Source organism: Pseudoalteromonas sp. M8 (genome assembly GCF_018141365.1).
GTDB lineage: Bacteria > Pseudomonadota > Gammaproteobacteria > Enterobacterales > Alteromonadaceae > Pseudoalteromonas.
Genome location: NZ_CP047240.1, coordinates 2,041,671 through 2,060,816, shown reverse-complemented (window position 1 = coordinate 2,060,816; position 19,146 = coordinate 2,041,671). Strand labels below are relative to the sequence as shown.

The 19,146-nt window shown below is 42.1% G+C and carries 18 protein-coding genes, 2 tRNA genes and 1 pseudogene; 7 read left to right on the top strand and 14 right to left on the bottom strand.

Features of this window, described 5'->3' with window-relative positions; translation table 11 throughout:
- Positions 1-11: 11 nt before the first annotated feature.
- The 11 genes from GSF13_RS13950 to GSF13_RS13900 form a co-directional block, all read right to left on the bottom strand.
- On the bottom strand, positions 12-2,111 hold the full coding sequence (locus tag GSF13_RS13950; RefSeq protein ID WP_010604629.1) for a DUF1302 domain-containing protein: 2,100 nt from the start codon (positions 2,109-2,111) through the stop codon (positions 12-14).
- A 249-nt stretch (positions 2,112-2,360) separates the two neighbouring features.
- The gene (locus tag GSF13_RS13945; RefSeq protein ID WP_010604628.1) at positions 2,361-2,582 is read right to left on the bottom strand and encodes a DUF2835 domain-containing protein; all 222 of its coding nucleotides are present in this window, start codon (positions 2,580-2,582) and stop codon (positions 2,361-2,363) included.
- Positions 2,583-5,168 (bottom strand): aminopeptidase N, encoded by a 2,586-nt coding sequence (pepN, locus tag GSF13_RS13940; protein ID WP_211868827.1) that lies wholly within the window; start codon positions 5,166-5,168, stop codon positions 2,583-2,585.
- Between the two features lie 135 nt (positions 5,169-5,303).
- Complete coding sequence (gene nhaC, locus GSF13_RS13935; RefSeq protein ID WP_010371552.1) at positions 5,304-6,785, bottom strand: Na+/H+ antiporter NhaC; 1,482 nt, start codon at positions 6,783-6,785, stop codon at positions 5,304-5,306.
- A gap of 225 nt (positions 6,786-7,010) precedes the next feature.
- A complete protein-coding gene (prc, locus tag GSF13_RS13930; protein ID WP_211868825.1) occupies positions 7,011-9,047 on the bottom strand; it encodes a carboxy terminal-processing peptidase in 2,037 nt (678 codons plus the stop codon).
- Positions 9,048-9,057: 10 nt separating this feature from the next.
- Positions 9,058-9,708 (bottom strand): RNA chaperone ProQ, encoded by a 651-nt coding sequence (gene proQ / locus GSF13_RS13925; RefSeq protein WP_010604625.1) that lies wholly within the window; start codon positions 9,706-9,708, stop codon positions 9,058-9,060.
- Between the two features lie 15 nt (positions 9,709-9,723).
- The gene (locus GSF13_RS13920; RefSeq protein WP_211868823.1) at positions 9,724-10,002 is read right to left on the bottom strand and encodes a hypothetical protein; all 279 of its coding nucleotides are present in this window, start codon (positions 10,000-10,002) and stop codon (positions 9,724-9,726) included.
- Positions 10,002-10,460, bottom strand: a complete 459-nt coding sequence (locus GSF13_RS13915; protein WP_010604624.1) for a GAF domain-containing protein — start codon at positions 10,458-10,460, stop codon at positions 10,002-10,004. The genes GSF13_RS13920 and GSF13_RS13915 overlap by 1 nt, the downstream gene beginning before the upstream one ends.
- 121 nt (positions 10,461-10,581) lie before the next feature.
- A complete protein-coding gene (locus GSF13_RS13910) occupies positions 10,582-10,959 on the bottom strand; it encodes a hypothetical protein (RefSeq protein WP_211868821.1) in 378 nt (125 codons plus the stop codon).
- Between the two features lie 172 nt (positions 10,960-11,131).
- Positions 11,132-11,222, bottom strand: a tRNA-Ser gene (locus GSF13_RS13905).
- Between the two features lie 42 nt (positions 11,223-11,264).
- Positions 11,265-11,355 (bottom strand) — tRNA-Ser (locus GSF13_RS13900).
- A gap of 297 nt (positions 11,356-11,652) precedes the next feature.
- On the opposite strand from GSF13_RS13900, the gene GSF13_RS13895 reads away from it, so the two are divergent.
- The 5 genes from GSF13_RS13895 to GSF13_RS13875 are packed head-to-tail and all read left to right on the top strand — an operon-like array spanning position 11,653 to position 13,669.
- Positions 11,653-12,318: a Bax inhibitor-1/YccA family protein gene (locus tag GSF13_RS13895; protein WP_010604622.1), complete on the top strand. Its 666-nt coding sequence runs from the start codon at positions 11,653-11,655 to the stop codon at positions 12,316-12,318.
- A gap of 55 nt (positions 12,319-12,373) precedes the next feature.
- A complete protein-coding gene (tusD, locus tag GSF13_RS13890) occupies positions 12,374-12,727 on the top strand; it encodes a sulfurtransferase complex subunit TusD (RefSeq protein WP_010604621.1) in 354 nt (117 codons plus the stop codon).
- Positions 12,724-13,083 carry a DsrE family protein gene (locus tag GSF13_RS13885; RefSeq protein WP_211868819.1) on the top strand — a complete coding sequence of 120 codons (360 nt, stop codon included), beginning with the start codon at positions 12,724-12,726 and terminating at the stop codon, positions 13,081-13,083. The genes tusD and GSF13_RS13885 overlap by 4 nt, the downstream gene beginning before the upstream one ends.
- Positions 13,080-13,334, top strand: coding sequence for a DsrH/TusB family sulfur metabolism protein (locus GSF13_RS13880; protein ID WP_174168962.1), 255 nt, complete (start codon positions 13,080-13,082; stop codon positions 13,332-13,334). Before GSF13_RS13885 ends, GSF13_RS13880 begins: the two co-directional genes overlap by 4 nt.
- Before the next feature lie 5 nt (positions 13,335-13,339).
- Complete coding sequence (locus GSF13_RS13875) at positions 13,340-13,669, top strand: TusE/DsrC/DsvC family sulfur relay protein (RefSeq protein WP_045989037.1); 330 nt, start codon at positions 13,340-13,342, stop codon at positions 13,667-13,669.
- A 300-nt stretch (positions 13,670-13,969) separates the two neighbouring features.
- On the opposite strand, the gene GSF13_RS13870 is transcribed toward GSF13_RS13875, so the two are convergent.
- Together GSF13_RS13870 and GSF13_RS13865 are read right to left on the bottom strand one after the other, a co-directional pair.
- A complete protein-coding gene (locus tag GSF13_RS13870; protein WP_206472835.1) occupies positions 13,970-15,199 on the bottom strand; it encodes an amidohydrolase family protein in 1,230 nt (409 codons plus the stop codon).
- A gap of 12 nt (positions 15,200-15,211) precedes the next feature.
- Positions 15,212-16,593 (bottom strand): annotated as a pseudogene (locus GSF13_RS13865) (amidohydrolase).
- Positions 16,594-17,035: 442 nt separating this feature from the next.
- Between GSF13_RS13865 and GSF13_RS13860 the strand changes: the two are divergent.
- The gene (locus tag GSF13_RS13860) at positions 17,036-17,380 is read left to right on the top strand and encodes a DUF3718 domain-containing protein (RefSeq protein ID WP_010604615.1); all 345 of its coding nucleotides are present in this window, start codon (positions 17,036-17,038) and stop codon (positions 17,378-17,380) included.
- Between the two features lie 70 nt (positions 17,381-17,450).
- On the opposite strand, the gene GSF13_RS13855 is transcribed toward GSF13_RS13860, so the two are convergent.
- On the bottom strand, positions 17,451-18,143 hold the full coding sequence (locus tag GSF13_RS13855) for a DUF445 domain-containing protein (protein ID WP_174168964.1): 693 nt from the start codon (positions 18,141-18,143) through the stop codon (positions 17,451-17,453).
- A gap of 125 nt (positions 18,144-18,268) precedes the next feature.
- On the opposite strand from GSF13_RS13855, the gene GSF13_RS13850 reads away from it, so the two are divergent.
- On the top strand, positions 18,269-19,123 hold the full coding sequence (locus tag GSF13_RS13850; protein ID WP_010604613.1) for a fructosamine kinase family protein: 855 nt from the start codon (positions 18,269-18,271) through the stop codon (positions 19,121-19,123).
- Positions 19,124-19,146: the final 23 nt, after the last annotated feature.

The following is a 19,146-nucleotide window of genomic DNA, read 5'->3' as shown; positions in this document are numbered from 1 at the left end:
ATCGAAAGCCCTTAAATTGAATACTTAATGTTGAATGAGATGAAATCACGGTCCGCAAAGGTATTCGTCTTACCACCACCCCAAAACGTGTTATAGCCAAAATCAAATGACCACGAATTTAGGTAGTTAAAGTTAAGATTAATGCCTAGCGATTTACGATCCTCAATGAATAAGAACATAGGATCCGGGGTGATACCGTTAACATCATGTGAGAACACTACGCGTGGAGAAAAATTCACACCACTGAATAGGTTGTTATACTCACCCTTTGCAATAAGGCGATAGCCCCATGCAGAAGCCGATGGGAATGGGTTGGTTTCTGGACCATTTGAAACCGCTTGGTGGATAAGATTGTAATCTCGGCCAGAAAGCCCCTCAATCGTGCCACTTCGGCCAGTACCTGAAACATTCAAACGAAGCTCATCGTACTCTGGCATATCTTTAATAGTAACTGCGCCTACTTCACCAACCACAGCCCAACTATCTGCACCGAGCGATGGGCCGAACAAATGTGTTGCTGTAAACTGTGCTTGAATAGTGTCTCGCAAGATATAACCTTGCGCCACTTCACCAGGACCCACAAAAGCGATATCGTCCCCTTGACTAAGCTGAGATAAACCAGCCAAATCATCACGCAGACCCGCAGCGGCTAACTGCTCAACCATACCTGCGTAAAGTAGTTCAACGTCATCTATCTGTAGTGGCTCATCTTGTCTATATGCCACTTCACCAGCAAATGCGGTTTCACCGATCGCGGTATTAAAACTTAAACCATACAGTTTGATGTCTTCTGGGTAGGTAATTTGCGCTTGAGTAAAGGCATTTAAGTTAGTGACATTGTCTGCGGTAATTTGATTTTGTGCGATGTAAGCTAAATCAGCCATGATCGCTTGCTCTGTAAAGTTAGAAGCTTTACCAGAAATCAGAGGTCTACGGCTGTGGTAATTAATGTAATACAAACCAAATTCAGTGTCGTTTAGCTCTGGAGAGAAAATACCTAAGCGTAAACCGTACTGACCACCATCATCAGGTTCGCTCTTACCGTTATTCCCTTTTCCTTTAAGCGCCACTTTAGTCGGATAAGCCATATACATGGACGCTGCAGCGCTGCCAACTGCTTGTGCTGTTGGTACTACACCTTGAGCAACCAATGCGGCCGTTGCATCAGCATATAAGCTGTTTAATGCATCCGTTAGGTGATACAGATCAATATCAGGGTTTGAGGTAAAACCAAGCTGAACGTTTTGCATATAACCGTTTTCAGATGCAAAATCATTGGTTGAGAAGTAACTACCTGTTGCTGGCAATCTGGTTTCATGCCATTGATACTGATAAAAGCCTTCAAGGTTAACGTTTTCAGACAAACCAATCGACGCCCAAAGCATACCGACAGGGATAAAGGCTTCTTTTACTTCAGAGCCAGGCGCTTTCAAACGGTCAATATCCACTGGGTTGACGTTAATGCCGTGGGAAATAAGCGTACTTTCACCCCAGTTAACGACTTGCTGACCTAAACGCACGGAGAGCGGGTTTTTGCCATCATTGAGGTCAAAATCCGCCCAAACAAATGCATCTAGCAAGCGTAAATCCGAACAGACTTGTTTTCTGGTATCGTCGTCTTCACACGGGTCAACTTTTTTGCCTGAAACAGGGTTGCTATACGCAAAATCCCCATCTTCCATCGCAAAGTCGTAGAAATACATGAAACGAGTGAACAAACCATAGTTATCTTTGGTAATTGCTAAATCATGGGTACCTTTTAACAACTGAGAGAAAGTATCTCCAGAGTCAAAATTTAGGTTACCAGCATCACCATTATTTGAATAGGCACCCTGTTGTGACCAGATCTGTGACGAAGAATAGATGGTATTGCCAGTGGTTGCTTTATAACCATCCCAGTTAAACTGTGGATGATTACTTTTACCGATGAAATCAAAGTTACGATCTTCAACGCGAATGCTTTGACCATAAGAAAAAGTCGAGTCGAAGGTAATTTCGAAATCACCAACCTCAAAACTGGCCGCGTGTACTGACGTGGCGGCAGCTCCCATTACTGCCGCACTAAGACCGAGCATGATTTTGTTTTTCACAAAGAGCGATCTTTTTATCATTATTTCTCCCCCTTTTGGCGGGTCATGTCTAGAGCTTAAGCTCTTAGAGTTATTGTTTTTTGTTGTCTAAACGATAGAAGCGAAACCGCGAAAATACAAATACTGCTCCACTAAATCAACGCTTTTTCGCCTCTAGGGGCGTATTTTACTCTTGGTAAGACGTCCTACCAGATAATTTATAACACGTATTTCAAGCTTATAACAAACTCATTTAACAAAAATAAAATATGTTTTGCAGTTCTACTTCGATTAAGTGACTTTTTCTAACGATAGAAACTTATTGCTATCATCCAAGATGAGACGGAATCTCCCCCTGATCCCAATTGATGAAATAAAGGGGCGAATACGCTCTGCGGGGAAGCGAATACTCTTGCCCCCATCTTCAATCACTTGCACTGAAGTATAGTGCCCGTAGTAGTAACCGAGGCACTTGTCATAACTCAAATCCATGTAAAAGAAGTACTCTTTCATCTACTGCGCTAGCGCCTTCTCTACCTTCTCATATAAGTCGTCGCTTAAGCCTTCTAAGTTAGCCAAACGACTCAACTGTGCCCGCATCAGCTGTTGCCGCGTTTCATCATAACGCTTCCATGACATGAACGGCGTAATCATACGAGACGCATTTTGTGGATTGATACTGTTTAGCTCCACTAATAAGTCTCCCAATAACGCATAGCCCTTACCATCTGTACGATGGAATTGCGCAGGGTTAGTTCTTGCGAAGCTTCCTATCAATGCGCGAACACGGTTAGGATTGCCTTTGTCAAAACAAGGATGCGCATAAAGCGTATTTATATTCGATATCACCTCGTCGTTGGATAAGCTTGCACTTAATGCAAACCATTTGTCCATGACTAGACTATCGTGACGCCATTGACTATCAAATTGACTGAACAAGCTTTCCATCTTTGTGTGCTGCGCGGCGACGGCTGCTTTTAATGATGCCAACTTAGTGGTCATATTGCTTGAAGAAAATTGATTATCTAGCGCGCTGTCAACACTATCGGAATCTGTTTTCGCTAAGTAATAAAGCGCTTTATTTTTAAAGGCTCTGATCGCGACATCCTTTGCTTCTAATGAGCCTGAGTCTTGCAAAGATAAATAAGCGTGTTCAAACACCGATTGCAGTGATTGCGCAATTTGCATTTCAAATGCATCAGAAATTGAAACGAGTTTGTCTACTGGGATAATTTCAAATTGACTGGCTAACGTATCAAACGTTGGTAAAGTCAATAACTCAGCCAGTAGCGCAAGGTCTCCATCTAACGCTTCCACCAATGAGGACAATGCACCGAGGACTTTTGAATCCAGTGCGAAGTCGTCTGACGTAACCGCTCGTTTAACTTCAATCATAAAGATTTGCTGCACTGCTTCCCAACGAGCGTAATCACTACGTGCAAAACGCAATATGTGTAGTAACTCATCAATAGTATAGCTGTACTCCATAAGCACAGGTGCTGAGAAATCTTCTAGTAATACAGGAACTGGTTTACTTACAACTTGCTCAAACTCAAACCGCTGTTCAAATTCAGTAATATCTAACGCTCGTTGTATTTCTCCGTGCTTTGTTAGCAACGGAATGCTTTCACCTTGCTCATCCAAAAGCTCTAGCTTAAAAGGAATATGCAGTGGCGCTTTTACGGGGTCGCAATCAGCATGGCTTTGGCTCACCGTAATCGCATATGTTTGTGCCTGTTTGTCATACTCGGTAGCCACTTTTACTCTTGGCGTGCCGAATTGCTCGTACCATAGTTTAAATTGCGTTAAATCAACACCAGAAGCATCCATCATTGCATTAACGAAATCATCGCACGTCACAGCTTGTCCGTCATGACGCTCAAAGTAGAGCTTCATCCCTTTTTGGAAGTTTGCTTCCCCCAATAAGGTGTGCATCATACGGATCACTTCAGCACCTTTGTTATAAACAGTTACGGTATAGAAGTTATTCATTTCAATAACTTGCTGTGGCCTTATCGGATGTGCCATAGGCCCCGCGTCTTCTGCAAACTGATGCGTACGCATCGCCATTACCGCGTCAATACGGTTTAGGCCTCGAGAACCTAGATCGCTGCTAAACTCCTGATCTCTAAATACGGTTAAGCCTTCTTTTAAACTAAGCTGAAACCAATCACGGCAAGTAACCCGGTTCCCAGTCCAGTTATGGAAGTATTCATGTCCAACTATCGATTCAATGGTGTGAAAGTCTCGGTCTGTCGCAGTCTCTTGGCTTGCCAACACACAGGCACTGTTAAAAACATTCAGACCTTTATTTTCCATTGCCCCCATATTGAAAAAATCAACCGCGACAATCATGTATATATCGAGATCGTATTCCAAATCGAACCTTGACTCATCCCATTCCATGGCCTTTTTTAGTGACGTCATAGCATGGGGAGCTTTATGTAAATTGCCTTTATCGACAAATAACGCCAACTTCACCTCTCTACCCGACTTTGTGCTGTAATTGTCTTCTAATACGTCAAAATCGCCGGCAACCAAGGCAAACAAGTAGCTTGGTTTTTTGTGCGGATCGTGCCATTTTGCAAAATGTCTGCCGTCACTTAAGCTCCCTTCTTCAACTTTATTGCCATTTGATAATAAGTAACGATACTTTGATTCACCGATGATCGTCACCGTATAAGTTGTTAGTACATCAGGTCTATCCATAAAGTAGGTGATTTTTCTAAAACCTTCCGCTTCACATTGCGTACAGTAAGCACCATCAGAGAGATATAAACCTTCAAGTGAGGTGTTTGTTTGCGGCGAAATTTTAGTGACAATTTTGAGCTCAAAGGCCTTTGGCAAGTTAGAAAGAATCAATTCAGAGTCAGATTTTTCAAGACTTTGCCACTCTTCACCATTTACCTGACAAGATGCTAGCTCTAAGTCGACACCATCCAATATTAATTGTGTCGCATTGCCCACCGCAACAAACTGACTTACGGCAGTCACAAATGTATTTCTTGGGCTTAACTCAAAGGTCAAGCAAAGCGTATCAACAGTATGGCTTGGTGCAAGGTAATCTTTAAGAAATTTGGCTTGTGGTTTTTGAGTCATATATAGTCCTTACAAAAACGCCCCAAAAAGGGGCGAGTGATAAAACAAATTTGATATCGCCAATTCTAAGGATAGGCGTTTAATTTCTATTTGACCTGTTGGAAAGGGCCTGTTCAAGATTGCAAATGCGCTATTTTACGCTTGCCCTGCTTTCTCATTTGGCTCTTCAGCGTTTACCGTTGGTGGCGTAATCTTAAGGATCTTGATACCAAGATACGCGTAGATGACCGCCAGCACAGGATTGATCAAGTTAAAAAATGCGTACATGGCATAATCAAACGGATTGATCAGTAGTACACTCTGCATATATGCGCCGCAGGTGTTCCAAGGGATCAGTGGACTGGTGATTGTGCCACCATCTTCCAGCGTACGTGAGAGGTTTACACTCTTCAAACCGCGCTTTTTGTATTCTTCTTTGAACATACGACCGGGGACAACAATCGCGATGTACTGATCCGCGGCAACTAGATTTGTACCAATACAAGTTGCAATAGTCGAGGCAATTAGTGAGCCCGTGCTTTTTGCAATTTTAAGAATGCTGCGTACGAAGACATCAAGTAAGCCAGTTTTTTCCATAATGGCACCAAACATCAATGCCGTCATCACCAGCCAAGTTGTCGTAAGCATTGATGACATGCCACCGCCACTTAGCAAATCGTCCATTTTTGCATCGCCTGTTTGCAACGCAAAACCGTCAAAGAAAGTTGCCCACACCAATTTCACATAGCCCACTAACTCACCTTGGCTAGCGTCAATTTGACTTGCAATAAGGTCTCCTTGGAACAGCACTGCCCATATCGCTCCCATCACCGCGCCGATTGAAATCGCCGGAAAAGCTGGCATCTTCTTGATAGCAAGCCCAAGCAGCACCAGCAAAGGAACTAGCATTAGCAGGTTAATGTTGAAGTTAGTTTGTAGTATCGACACAATTTCATCTATTCGCCCCGCTTCACTTGACGCTTCAGCATTAAAGCCCATGACAATAAATATAATAAGTGCGATTACAAAGCTAGGTACTGTGGTCCAAAGCATATGCTGAATATGATCAAATAAATCACTACCGGCAACTGCAGGCGCTAAGTTTGTGGTTTCAGATAATGGGCTTAACTTATCGCCAAAATAAGCACCTGAAATGACTGCACCCGCGGTTACGACCTGATCTAAGCCAAGCCCAGTCGCTACACCTAGTAGCGCTACACCTATGGTTGCGGCCGTCGTCCATGAGCTGCCTATACTCATCGCCACAATTCCACAAATCAAACAACTCGCGGCATAAAACCAACTTGGATTGATAATTTGTAGTCCGTAATATATCAGTGTTGGGACTGTTCCAGACAGCAACCAAGTACCTATTAGGGCACCTACCATCAATAAAATGATAATAGCACCAAGAGAGATAGTTATCCCCTTTATCATCGCTTCTTCAAGCGTCTTCCACGTAAAACCGTTTTTTAGACCGACAAGCGCCGCAGTGAATGTTGCAAAAAGTAGGGCTATTTGATTTGGACCTGATGATGAACTGTCACCATAGAGGTACACCGCAGCACCGAGCAAAGCGACCAACAAAGTGATCGGAATAAGGGCGTCAATAAATGACGGCTGTTTTTGTTGTTTCAAAAGGAATACTCCTACGCACGACGACTCATGCTTATAATTATTTTATTTGCAGTATACCGTTTTGAGCCGTTTTGAGTAGCTAGGTTGCCAGTGGTCGAGCCACGCACCACTCTCAAAAAGCCTCAAAAGAGTATCAGCTTAGAAAATCTGGCAGATGATAACAAAATTAGTTAAGTAAAAGTAAGTGTAAAAGGCATAATAAAAGGCGCTTGAAGCGCCTTTTATTTATTTTTTAACTTCGTTTTTGGCTACCCGCCCGTATGAAATTAGGTCCTGCGTGATAAGCGCAGCCTCTTCAAGGTAAGGGTCTAATTCTGAAATAACCTCTGGTGCATCGTCCAAATCTTTAACTAGCTCTAAACCGAGACGTTTCAGCCTTTCATTCGTGCGTTTTAATACCAGATCATCGCGGTCTTCACGCTCTTTGATACGCTCAGCTTCAACTAATGAAATCGCCTTATCGTCTTTGCGCGCTTTGTATTCTTCAATATCTTTATAAATATATTCGAATTCTGGCTCTGCTTTTACTCGCTCATCATGCCGCTTACTCAAGTATTGGATAGTTGGCGACAAATTATCGAGGCTCGCATATTTTGCACGAACGATACTATCCCAAGGCAACGCATTATCCTCTTGGCTCTCTCCCCACTCTTCTGGGTTGATTGCCGATGGTAGCAAGATATCAGGGATCACGCCTTTATGCTGTGTACTGCCACCGTCGATACGATAAAACTTCGCAATAGTGTAGGTTACACTTCCCAAAGGATTTTCGAATAAATCGTAATTTTTACCGAGGCCACGATGTTGTTGCACGGTGCCTTTACCAAAGGTTTGCTCACCAATCACTACTGCTCGGCCATAGTCTTGCATCGCAGCAGCAAAAATCTCGGATGCCGATGCACTGTAGCGATCAACTAAAACAGTCAAAGGTCCATCGTAGAAGGTAATGCCATCCCTATCTTGTTGACTTTCGACACGATTGTAAGCGGTATGGATCTGAACAACTGGGCCTTGGTCAAAGAATAAACCGGATAGCTGGGTCGCTTCGTAAAGCGAGCCACCACCATTTTGACGAAGGTCAATGATAACCCCATCTACTTTGGCTTCTTTAAGTTTAGCGATTTCAGTTTTTACATCTTGAGAAAGATTATTGTAGAAACTTGGGATTTCTATCACGCCTATTTTGCTTTGTAGCTCAGAATACTTGGCTTCAAAGACTGAAGACTTAACTGCGCGGTCTTCTAATTTTACTTTGTCACGAACAATTTCAACGACTTTTGGCGTACCGTGACTATCAGTACCTTTAAGGTATTGAAGTCTAACCTTGGTCCCCTTAGGGCCTTTGATGAGATCGACCACATCATCTAAACGCCAGCCGATAACATCTACAAATTCTTTATTATCTTGTGCTACACCGATGATTTTGTCGTCTGGCTTAAGCTTTTCGGTTTTGTCCGCAGGGCCTCCTGGGACTAAACTACGGATCACGGTATAATCTTCATCGTAACTTAATACCGCACCAATACCTTCCAGCTCTAAGTCCATATCCATTTTGAACTGTTCGGCACGGCGTGGCGAAAGATAAGATGTGTGCGCTTCAATGCTGCGTGCAAACGCATTCATGATTACTTGAAATGCATCTTCACTATTCGTTTGGACTAGACGTTTTTGCGCATTTTTGTAGCGCTTGGTAAGGACTTCTTTGATCTCTTCCCAATTTTTCCCAGTCAATTTTAAGCGCAGCGCATCAGATTTAACGCGCTGGCGCCAATATTCGTCAAGTTCGCTTGTCGCGGTTGCGTAATTTTGCTCTTCTCTATCAAAAATAAACTCATCTTTTTTGTCAAAGTTCATTTCTTTGTCGAGTAAGCCAATGGCAAAATCATAGCGCTCAAAGCGACGCTTCATGCTTAGGTTAAACATATCATAAGCAAAACCCAGTTTTCCTGAGATCAATGCATCATCAAATTGCTTACGATACTGTTGAAAACTATCGATATCCGACTGCAAAAGCAAAGACTTGTTAAAGTCGATGGCTTCTACGTAACGATCGAAAATTTTATCCGATAAGCTGTCATCAAAGCTGAAGCGTTTGTAGTGTTGCCGAGTAAATAGGTTAGTCACTCGTTTACTAGCCGTGGTGTGTTGCGCTTCAGGTTTAAGAACTGGCAAGTCCTTAATAGTGACTGTGCTTGTTGAGGCTAAAGTAACACTCGATACGAACGCGGCGACTAGGGAAATGAGTGGTAACTTTTTACTCATATACAACTCCTTACTGAATATATAGGCTATCTGCTTTAGTTTTAACTTGCATTCCTGTTACAAGCTCTACGTGCACTTCATCATTTTTGACTTCAGTGATAGTAGCGTTAACAAGCGCTTGACCAAGTTTAACTTTAACTTTGTTATTAACCTTGACCTGTTCAGCCGGTAAAGGTTCAACTTTACCACTGCGCTTAGGTTTAACTTCAGCAGGTTTATTACTCATTTTAGGGCGTTTTTGGTCTTGACGATCCCTTGAGTGAGGTTTCTTTTTGTAAGATTTTGTTTCGCCATCGCGATTGTTTGGACGCTGCGGCTTTTTACGCTTAGCCATTTTGGCACGGCTCTCGGCCAATGCTTTTTCTGCGTGTTCAACGTGCTCTTGTTCAACCTTTTCAGCCTGATTGCCGTCTAGGTCTACACGAAACTCGTTCTTAGTGACTGCTTCGAGATAACGCCAGTTTGAAGTGTATTTACGAAGCGCTTGACGTACTTGGGTTTTACTGACTTTGTCAGAACCCTCAATACGCTCAGCGATATCTTTGAAAATACCAACCTTTAATGGCTTAATCCCTTCCTTTTGCTTGAAGCAGTTAGGAAATTCTGAAAATAAGAAGTCTAATACTTCATTTGTGTCTTTTAGCTTGTTTGTGGTTTCCATTTTTAAACCTATTAATTACATCTGCTCATCGAGCGACGAGTTTATATAGTTTGTAACCCAGTCAATTAGCTCTTCTATCTCTGCTTCAAGAAGCGCTAAATCACCGCGAAGATGTTCCCAAATACCTTCTATGAGCCTATCTATTGTGTCACAGTCTAAATCTTCGGGAAGTAAATCCCATGCGTGATGAATAAGTTCATTTAAGCGTTCTGCAACAACTTCTTCTTCGCCTTCCCAATCACCAACATCGGCGTAAGAAAACAAATAATCTTGTACCTGAAGCATATCTTTCATTAAAGCGTTTCCTCAAACACTTTAACTAACGCTTCTAATCCGATCTTATCCTGCTCGTCAAATCTTGCCAGACTAGGACTGTCAATGTCTAGCACGGCAATCACTTTATTATCTTTAAAAACAGGGATCACGATTTCTGAATTTGATGCTGCGTCGCAAGCAATATGGCCTGCAAACGCATGAACATCCTCAACCAATTGCGTTTCACAAGTTGCAGCTGCTGTGCCACATACCCCTTTACCAACAGGAATTCGGATGCAGGCTGGGTTGCCTTGGAATGGCCCAAGAACCAACTCTTCAGCGCTATCCATAAGATAAAAGCCTGCCCAGTTGATATCTTCAAGAGTTGTAAATAAAAGCGCACTCAAGTTTGCCATATTGGCAATCACATTGTGTTCACCACTGATTAGCCCTTGAGCTTGTTTAACTAAAGTCTGATAAAAGTCTTGCTTTTGCATTACCATCAAATTCACGAATTGAACGACAAAAGCTAAAGGTACTCTTTCGGAGAAATAATTAAAACCTTTTCGACTGAAAAAGTATTAATTATCTGTAAAACTGAGACTGCTCGGTTAATTATCACTCAGTTTTACGATGACCTGCCCGCAAACCAAACAAGAATAGCCCCGCTGCGAGCATTGACATTAAGGCGTTAACAATAAAACCGACACCCGATTGTGCAGCGAAAAGATAGCTAAATACCGCACCACCAAGTAAGCCCAGTGTTAACAGACCACCATATTGCACCTTGTTGTACCTAAACATAAGGATATATCCGGGAACAACGAATAGGCACATTGCAAGACCAACGATGTATGCGTTAGAAATTGCGCTGAGTACTAAGTTAAAGAACATCTCACTGCGACCGAGTGTAAAGCTGTAGTAAATCCCAAGCACACCACCCACGATTAACGGTGATAATAAAGAGAACCCTACTCCTTTGCCAACTTGTTTCATATTCAACACTCTCTACACTAATTATTCATTCAACACTACTGAGTATTGTGCAAGCAGTGCCTCTGCACTAGCCGACTTTGGTCTAATAAGTATTTGTATCGAGAGTATACTGGTGACCGGAGATTTCTGTTATCAGAAACAAAAAAGCCCTCAAATATGAGGGCTTTAAATGTGGCGGAGAGATAGGGATTTGAACCCTAGATACGCTATTAACGTATGCCGGTTTTCAAGACCGGTGCTTTCAACCACTCAGCCATCTCTCCAAAACCTATGATCCACGCTTAATAGCACGAATCTAAAATAAGTGGCGGAGAGATAGGGATTTGAACCCTAGATACGCTATTAACGTATGCCGGTTTTCAAGACCGGTGCTTTCAACCACTCAGCCATCTCTCCGCAGCGGGGCGAATAATAGAGAATCCCTATGCGCTTGTGAAGCTTTTTTTTCAATTATTTGATCATTTGCGTAAAATTTGGCTCAATCGTCTAAGAACCAGTCAAAATTATGCGTATTTTAGATATTTCAGCGAACTTTTGAAAATATTCAAAGTCTTACGTATTGAGTAAATATTACTGTAGAGACCCAATTAACGACAGATATTGATCCAGAAATCATTGCCCCAACATATAACAATTGATACTCTTATCTTAGTTATTTTTGGGATCAGCATGTTTTATTAAGGAGCTTGAATCATGGCATTCAATCATTCATACAACACTGCAAAACCTGTCATGTCGACAATGGAAACAAACAAAGTGTTGAAAAACACTTACTTCCTGTTGGCAATGACATTAGCGTTTAGTGCAGTAACAGCCGCAATTTCAATGACAATGGCATTACCAGCATTTACCGGTATTGTTTGTTCATTAGTTGCATTTGGTTTGCTTTTTGTTATCGGTAAAAAAGCAAACTCATCTTCTGCTATCGGTCTTGTATTCTTATTTACTGGTATTTTAGGTTTCGGCCTTGGGCCTATGCTTAATCACTATGCTGCACTACCAAATGGTGGCATGTTGATAGCACAAGCACTTGGCACAACAGCGTTAATTTTCTTCGGTTTATCAGCTTATGCACTAACTACGAAAAAAGACTTCTCATTTATGGGTGGCTTTTTAACGGTTGGTTTAATCGTGGTTATTATCTCAAGCCTAGTAAACTTGTTCATTGGATCTAGCATCGCGTTTATGGCAATTAACGCGGCAGTCGTGTTATTAATGTCTGGCTTTATCCTTTATGATACAAGCCGAATTATCAATGGCGGCGAGACAAACTACGTGCTTGCAACTGTGAGCTTGTATTTAAGTATTTATAACTTATTTACCAGTATCCTTGCCCTTTTAGGCGCGTCGGATGACTAACTCAGAATTTCTGATAAAATAAGCCCCATTACGGGGCTTTTTTTATGAGTAAAATTTGAGTCAAATAGCCATATCAGTTCACTTTGGCGTAGCTGCACAGTCAAAGTTAACTTTACTAGAACGGTATGTCGATGCCGCTATTAAAAGTGACCATCAAATCGCGTGTATCTTTCTATACCAAGATGGTGTTTATCACGCCAGTCAAAATATCGTACACGCTTCCGACGAATTGCAAGTCAACGCACTTTGGCAACGCATCAAAGATAAAGGGATCCCCCTGTTGCTGTGTGTCACAGCTGCGGAAAAACGCGGCGTTAGCATCGAAGACGTTAGCCCTTTCACCGTTGCTGGCCTTGCGGAGTTTGCCATGATCTCGAGTAAGTCTGATAAGTGGATGCAGTTTAAATGAGTAAAAACGTGTTAATCATTTCTCAAACCAGTCCATTTGACCAAAATAGTCTGAAAGAAGCGCTGGATGTCGCACTAATCTATGCAGCGATTGATCAACAAGTAAGTTGGCTTTTTACCGGTCCTGCAGTGCTATCGCTCCAGAAAACCCTCAATGCGCCCACACTGGGTTTAAAAGACATGTTTAAGCAATTAAAAACTCTGGAAATTTATGATGTCGAGCGAGTTTATGCCTGCCAGTCAGCTATGGAGGAGTTTAACGTATCGGCACACTCCCTTGCTGTTGATACTGAAATCAAAAGTCAACATGAAATCCTTGCGTTAATCAAACAACATGACTTTGTGGTGACACTATGAGTACGCTACATATTATTTCTAGTATCGAAGCATGCGATCAGCTGCAGTTTGTATCCCATCACGACACTATTTTATTATGTAATGATGGCTGCTTTGGTCAAACGCGTATCTCAGCTGGAGATGCAAATGTGGTGATGCTGCAAACTTGCGCCAGTGCCAGAGGTATTGTCCCAGAAGCCGGAGTAAAGCTTATTTCTGACAAAGATTGGGTTGAGCTGACCATTACGATGAACAATTCAATTACTTGGTAATCATCATGCTAGAATTTAACAACCAAACTATCGAGACAGATAAACAAGGCTATTTGCTAGACCATACTCAATGGACTAAAGATTTAGCACCACTTCTAGCCGCAGAAGAAAATATTGAGCTTTCAGATGCACATTGGGAAGTCATTGAGTTTGTGAGAAATTTTTATCTCGAATACAATACCAGCCCCGCGATCCGCATGCTGGTAAAGGCAATGGCTAAAGCACTAGGCGAGGATAAAGGCAATAGCATCTATTTGTATAAGTTATTTCCAAAAGGCCCAGCCAAACAAGCAACAAAAATAGCGGGGTTGCCAAAACCCGCCAAATGTATTTAACCTGAACTTCGGATAATTAATGCCTTTCTAGCAGCCAGTTTTAGCGCTAACTGCGTTGAATTCACTTCCAATAGCCTGCTATTGGTGCGTAAATTCGCCTTGCCTACAAGGATGTAGGTACCTAGGCGGTAGCAGGACGCGAGAGCGGAGTTATCCCTAAAACTCACTGGCTAGATAAGGAAATAATTTAATTATTTTTAAGAACAATTAGTTAGCTCATTCCTTACCCAAATCTCAGGTTATTTAGGACGGGACAAATCGAACTAAAAAAGGCCTCAAATGAGGCCCTGTATAAAAATATTACTTCGTATACGCTCTTGGCATATCAGAATCTGTCGTATATCTGTCTCTTAGTTTATCGTGGCGTGACTCAGTAGACACTTCCTCACCATTGATCCAGATTTTATCGATTGTGGTGCTGAATTCGAAAGGATCCGCACTCCAAATTACGATGTCTGCACGTTTACCTGCTTCAATCACACCGCCATCAATGCCCAGTGCTCTCGCAGGGTTAGCGGTAACCGCCTTAAGTGCGCCTTCATGACTCATGCCATTTGCTACAGCAATACCTGCATCAAAACGTAGCTGGTAGACGTTATGACTACCGTCACCACCAATTGACAGGATGACATTGACACCTGCTTTCTCAAGCTTACCTGCGTTATCTAGACTTGCATGCATTGAGTCAAAGCTAGCTGGTAGGTTTGATACCGCACTCAAAATAACTGGTACTTTCGCCTCAGCTAATTGCTCAGCGACCACTACCGCATCATCAGCACCCTGAATAATCAGATCTAAACCAAACTTTTCTTTTAGCTTAATCGCTTCAAGAATATCCGACGCTCTTGAAAGCGTCGCAATCACAGGCATATCACCCGCAAGCACTTGAGTTAACACTTGTTCTTCTGAACTCGGTTTTCCCTCGTCTTTTTTGTCTTTCTTAGCAAGCTTTTCTTGCTGTGCTTCAAACTTTTTAACAACGTTATCTAACGCTTTTGCACGAGACCCTTTGCTTTTGGCACCCAGATGAATAATTAACGCTGTTTGCTTGTCGGTCACACTGTTAAATTCACCAGATAAGTCAACAACAAAACCAAGCCCTGCAAACTCACTTTTACCACCCCAAGGTGCAACAAAATTTTGCGTTACACCGCCTTTTCTTGCATAGGCAATTAAGCTACTACGTGGATTAAATGCGGTGCTTGCATCAAAATCTACTCCGGCATCGTCATCGCCTGCATCACGAGAAGCAGCAACAGCACCAACTTCAACTAAACCAAGTTGGTTCATTGAGCCGATAAAACCTGGAGTCACAACCTTACCGCTGGCATCAATCGTTACATCAGCAGTCACGTTATCTGGGTTAATCGCTTTTATTTTACCGTTTTCGATAACTAAGGTCGCACCTTCAAGTACGCCAGCATCTGTCGCGGTATGGATCGTTGCATTAGTAATTGCGGTAACATTGGCAAAAGCAACAGAGTGAGCTAACAGTGCGCTAGTGATCATGGTTAGTTTCATGGTTTTCATCTCATCAACTCCTTACTTTTGACCTAACATAAAATCACTAACCGCTTGATATTTTTCATCGTGACGATCATAGACTTTACCACCATCCACAAAGACCTGCTCTGCACGAGAGTACACGCTAAACGGGTTGGTGTTCCAAATTACTACATCGGCTTGTTTGCCTTGCTCAAGCGATCCTGTTTTATCCTGAATGCCTAACGATTTAGCAGCGTTCGAGGTGATCCATTTAATTGCATGCTGTTCGTTGATGTTAAAGCCAGACTGGTTAGCCGTGTTCATCACTTTTGCGGCTTCATGATTCAAGCGTTGAATTGTGGTATCTGAATCCGAATGAACAATTGCACATGAGTTTTTCACTGCATCGACAATTGCAACGTTTTCCTGAACCATATCATAGGCTTCCATCTTAAAGCCCCACCAATCTGGCCACAGCGCAGCACAGTTACCGTTTTCACCTAACAGATCTGCAATCTTGTATGCTTCAATACCGTGGTGGAAGGTCCCTGCGTGATAACCAAACTCTTTAGACAAGTCGATCATCATTGCCATTTCTTCGGCTTTGTAACAATGGTTATGAATCAAGATTTCACCATCTAGCACACCGCGAAGCGTATCGAACTTGATATCACGTTTTGGTGCATCCGGATTCAAGCCAGCAGCATATTCGGCTTCGTACTGTTCCCAAGCGCGCTTATATTCACCAGCTTCAATCCAAGCTTCACGGTATCCTGCCATGTTACCCATGCGAGTATAAGGGGCAACACCTTTGGAGCCATATACACGCTTTGGATTCTCACCACATGCCATCTTTAATCCATATGGCGCATCTGGGAATTTCATTGCTTGCATTGTTGGTGCTGGCACATTCTTTAAGGTAACACCACGACCACCAAATAGGTTTGCAGAGCCAGGTAAGATTTGTAGCGTGGTGATCCCCCTTCTCTAGCTCGGTTAAAGCCAGGATCTTGCGGCCATACAGAATGCTCAACCCATACTTGTGAAGTATTAGGATTAATCATTTCATTACCATCACTGTGCGATTCTACGCTTGGGCTGGGGTAAGCCCCTAAATGAGAGTGTACATCGATGATGCCAGGTGTTACCCATTTACCTTCAGCATCAATGGTAATATCTGCCGTGACAGATAGGTCTTTACCAACTTGCTTGATTTTACCGTCAACAATAAATACATCACCTTGTTCTATCTTTTCACCGGTTCCGGTCAGAACGGTTGCATTAGTGATTAGGGTTGATTGAGAAGGTACAGGCTTGTAAGTACTTGGGTATGGGTTTTTCTCTATGGTAACTTTTTCTTTTTGTGGGCCATTATCCTGACAGCCCATCAAAGCTGCGGCAATGCCAGCTACGACTATGGAGGGAGCAAATTTATACATTTTTTGTCATCTCTATTGTTTTTTTGTGACTTTAACTCATGCCATCGCACTTTACGCATTTATGAGCTTCAGTCACAAGTAATTACGACGAACGTCCAGATATTATAACGCATGTTGTCATCAGTGAGTAATTTGAAAAGGCTTAGCTGCCATTACAAAATGTAAATTAGCATCTATATTGACACGTTTTGACACACAAGTAGCAGATAAGAGGTAAATGTAAGAATGAGGTGTTAAATTATCGATAATAGTATTTTATAGCAAAAAAAGTTTCAACTATCTGTATCTTCAGAAATAAAATAATCCAATATTTTACATGCAGTTAGAATTCTGGTACACATTTGACATACTCTATTACATTCAGAATTACTTGGTTTACAGCATTACATGAAAACTTTCGCAATACTAATAACGTGTCCTAGAGATAGCCAAGGAGCTAATCATGAAACTGTTAAATTTAGTATGTGCAACCTCGCTTTTAGTAGTAGGAACAGCTTCTGCAGCAGATTTTGTTGCTGCGGATGATAGCAGAGCCACCAAAGTTTGTATGTCGGTTGTCAAAGACAATAGAATCCACCTGTTCCACACCATTAAAGATAATCACCTCAAAAAACGAGTTGTCGAGGAAAAACTACACTGTAATGATATGCCAATCGGTAAATTTGCAGCCACCTATGGATTCAACAAAGCCGCTGATTTCCTCGGTGTAGACAGCAGTACACGGACCAGCATCAAAGACATCGCTCAAGTAGACCAAAAGACTATTTTTGTCTCAGGTTCAAAGTAGTCATGTCGACATGTTTGTAAACAGAAAGCAAGGCGTAGCAATCCCTGACTACGCCTTTTTCTCTGTTCAACTATACGATTGCAGCCAACAACCCAAATAGACCACCGAAAACCCCACCCCACACAACTAACCAACCTAAGTGAGTCTTAATCATGGTTTGTACAATTTCTTTTACCATTTGCGGCGTTAGCTCATTAAGTCGCTCATCTACCGCTTTTTCAATGGTTTGATGTAAATCATCGCCAAGTAGGCCACTACTGAGTGACTCACCAATTGCAGCATCAAACTCTGGCTGTTCACCAAGCTCAACTATTGCTAATCGCATTTTCTCTATAAATGGTTCTCGCAACGGTTGTACAGCTTCAGTCCCACCAAACATCTGTAACATCGCGCCAAATTGAGACGCCTCAATCACACTTAACAAACGGTCGAACGCAGGATTTAAATCGACTTTATTAGCGATAGGTGCCAAGTCAAACTTTGGGTGCTCCTTGCCGAGAAACTTTTCTAGTTTTTCTTTACTAAAGAACTCGCTCAAGATGAGCTCTCGAATCGACGTTTTAAACGACTCGAATTTGAGCGTAATAACCCCTGAACCGTAGAGGAAAGGCACTTTCTCAAATAACATATGTACCGCTAACCAATTCGTCATTGCACCAGATAGTGCAAACAATCCAACCGAAAACAACACATCGTTTTCCAGTGCGAAGCCAGTACCGGTTAGCAGTATCGCCAGTAGATTGGTGATGATATTTTTATTCAATGTACTTCCCTTGGATAAAATGACAGACATGATATTTTATTTTTTTTAGAAAAAGGCCTCAAGTATTTGTGATCTTGAGAATTTCAACCATATTTTAGAGTAAGTGAATATGTTGGATCTAACTTATGTGGAACAAAGTCAACCAACAAATCTCTGAATCTCTCCATGACGCTTTTGAGTTTTCTTCGAAAAAAACCTTAAAAAGTTATGGGTCTAAAAAACTTTATAAGATTGCAGACGATACCCATCAATTTTTGGTCAAAGTAGCTCCTATTCAAGCTTTAGAGCGATTTGAGTGTGAAGCATCTAATCGTGAAAAGCTTATTCGCGACTCTGATTTCCTCGTTGCCGATACAATAACACTGGGTACGAGTGTTGAATTTTGTTTTATTGTACTGGAATGGTTAGAACTAGATCATCGCAATGAAAACTGGCTTGAGTGCGGTCAAAGCCTTGCTAAAATGCACCAACGTCATGAACAGGAAATGTACGGCCTAGAAGAAGACAATTACATTCATGAGCTGCCGCAACCAAATCAATGGCACAAAAAATGGGAAGTTTTTTTTGCTGAGGAAAGAATTGGTTGGCAACTACAACTGCTCGCTGAAAAAGGGATTATCCTCACTGATATCGACACATTTGTGGAGCAACTTAAGCCACTTCTTCCGCACCAAGTTCAACCGTCTCTGGTTCACGGTAATTTTTGGCATGGTAACATTGGCTTTAGCCATCAAAAACCCGTGCTATTTTCCCCTGCTTGCTATTATGGTGATAGAGAAGTTGATATTGCGATGGCTTCGTTATTCGCTCCACTACCAGATGACTTCTATCGTGGTTACGAGTCTATCTATCCACTCGCAGAAAATTCACCTGAGCGTTTAGACATTTATCGCTTATATCCTCTTCTGGTGCAGGCAAACTTGTTTGCTGGCAAGTACATACGGGATGCGGCAGAACAAGTGCAAGCCCTGCTCAAATAACTGCCATATTTTCGTCACAATGC

Bases quoted from the DNA above. Each gene is read 5' to 3' on its own strand.
- prc (WP_211868825.1), bottom strand. From the start codon at position 9,047: ATGAGTAAAAAGTTACCACTCATTTCCCTAGTCGCCGCGTTCGTATCG.
- proQ (WP_010604625.1), bottom strand. From the start codon at position 9,708: ATGGAAACCACAAACAAGCTAAAAGACACAAATGAAGTATTAGACTTC.
- GSF13_RS13950 (WP_010604629.1), bottom strand. From the start codon at position 2,111: ATGATAAAAAGATCGCTCTTTGTGAAAAACAAAATCATGCTCGGTCTT.
- GSF13_RS13870 (WP_206472835.1), bottom strand. From the start codon at position 15,199: ATGAAAACCATGAAACTAACCATGATCACTAGCGCACTGTTAGCTCAC.
- GSF13_RS13860 (WP_010604615.1), top strand. From the start codon at position 17,036: ATGAAACTGTTAAATTTAGTATGTGCAACCTCGCTTTTAGTAGTAGGA.
- GSF13_RS13915 (WP_010604624.1), bottom strand. From the start codon at position 10,460: ATGCAAAAGCAAGACTTTTATCAGACTTTAGTTAAACAAGCTCAAGGG.
- GSF13_RS13850 (WP_010604613.1), top strand. From the start codon at position 18,269: ATGTGGAACAAAGTCAACCAACAAATCTCTGAATCTCTCCATGACGCT.
- GSF13_RS13920 (WP_211868823.1), bottom strand. From the start codon at position 10,002: ATGAAAGATATGCTTCAGGTACAAGATTATTTGTTTTCTTACGCCGAT.
- pepN (WP_211868827.1), bottom strand. From the start codon at position 5,168: ATGACTCAAAAACCACAAGCCAAATTTCTTAAAGATTACCTTGCACCA.
- GSF13_RS13875 (WP_045989037.1), top strand. From the start codon at position 13,340: ATGCTAGAATTTAACAACCAAACTATCGAGACAGATAAACAAGGCTAT.
- GSF13_RS13910 (WP_211868821.1), bottom strand. From the start codon at position 10,959: ATGAAACAAGTTGGCAAAGGAGTAGGGTTCTCTTTATTATCACCGTTA.
- GSF13_RS13880 (WP_174168962.1), top strand. From the start codon at position 13,080: ATGAGTACGCTACATATTATTTCTAGTATCGAAGCATGCGATCAGCTG.
- GSF13_RS13895 (WP_010604622.1), top strand. From the start codon at position 11,653: ATGGCATTCAATCATTCATACAACACTGCAAAACCTGTCATGTCGACA.
- GSF13_RS13885 (WP_211868819.1), top strand. From the start codon at position 12,724: ATGAGTAAAAACGTGTTAATCATTTCTCAAACCAGTCCATTTGACCAA.
- GSF13_RS13945 (WP_010604628.1), bottom strand. From the start codon at position 2,582: ATGAAAGAGTACTTCTTTTACATGGATTTGAGTTATGACAAGTGCCTC.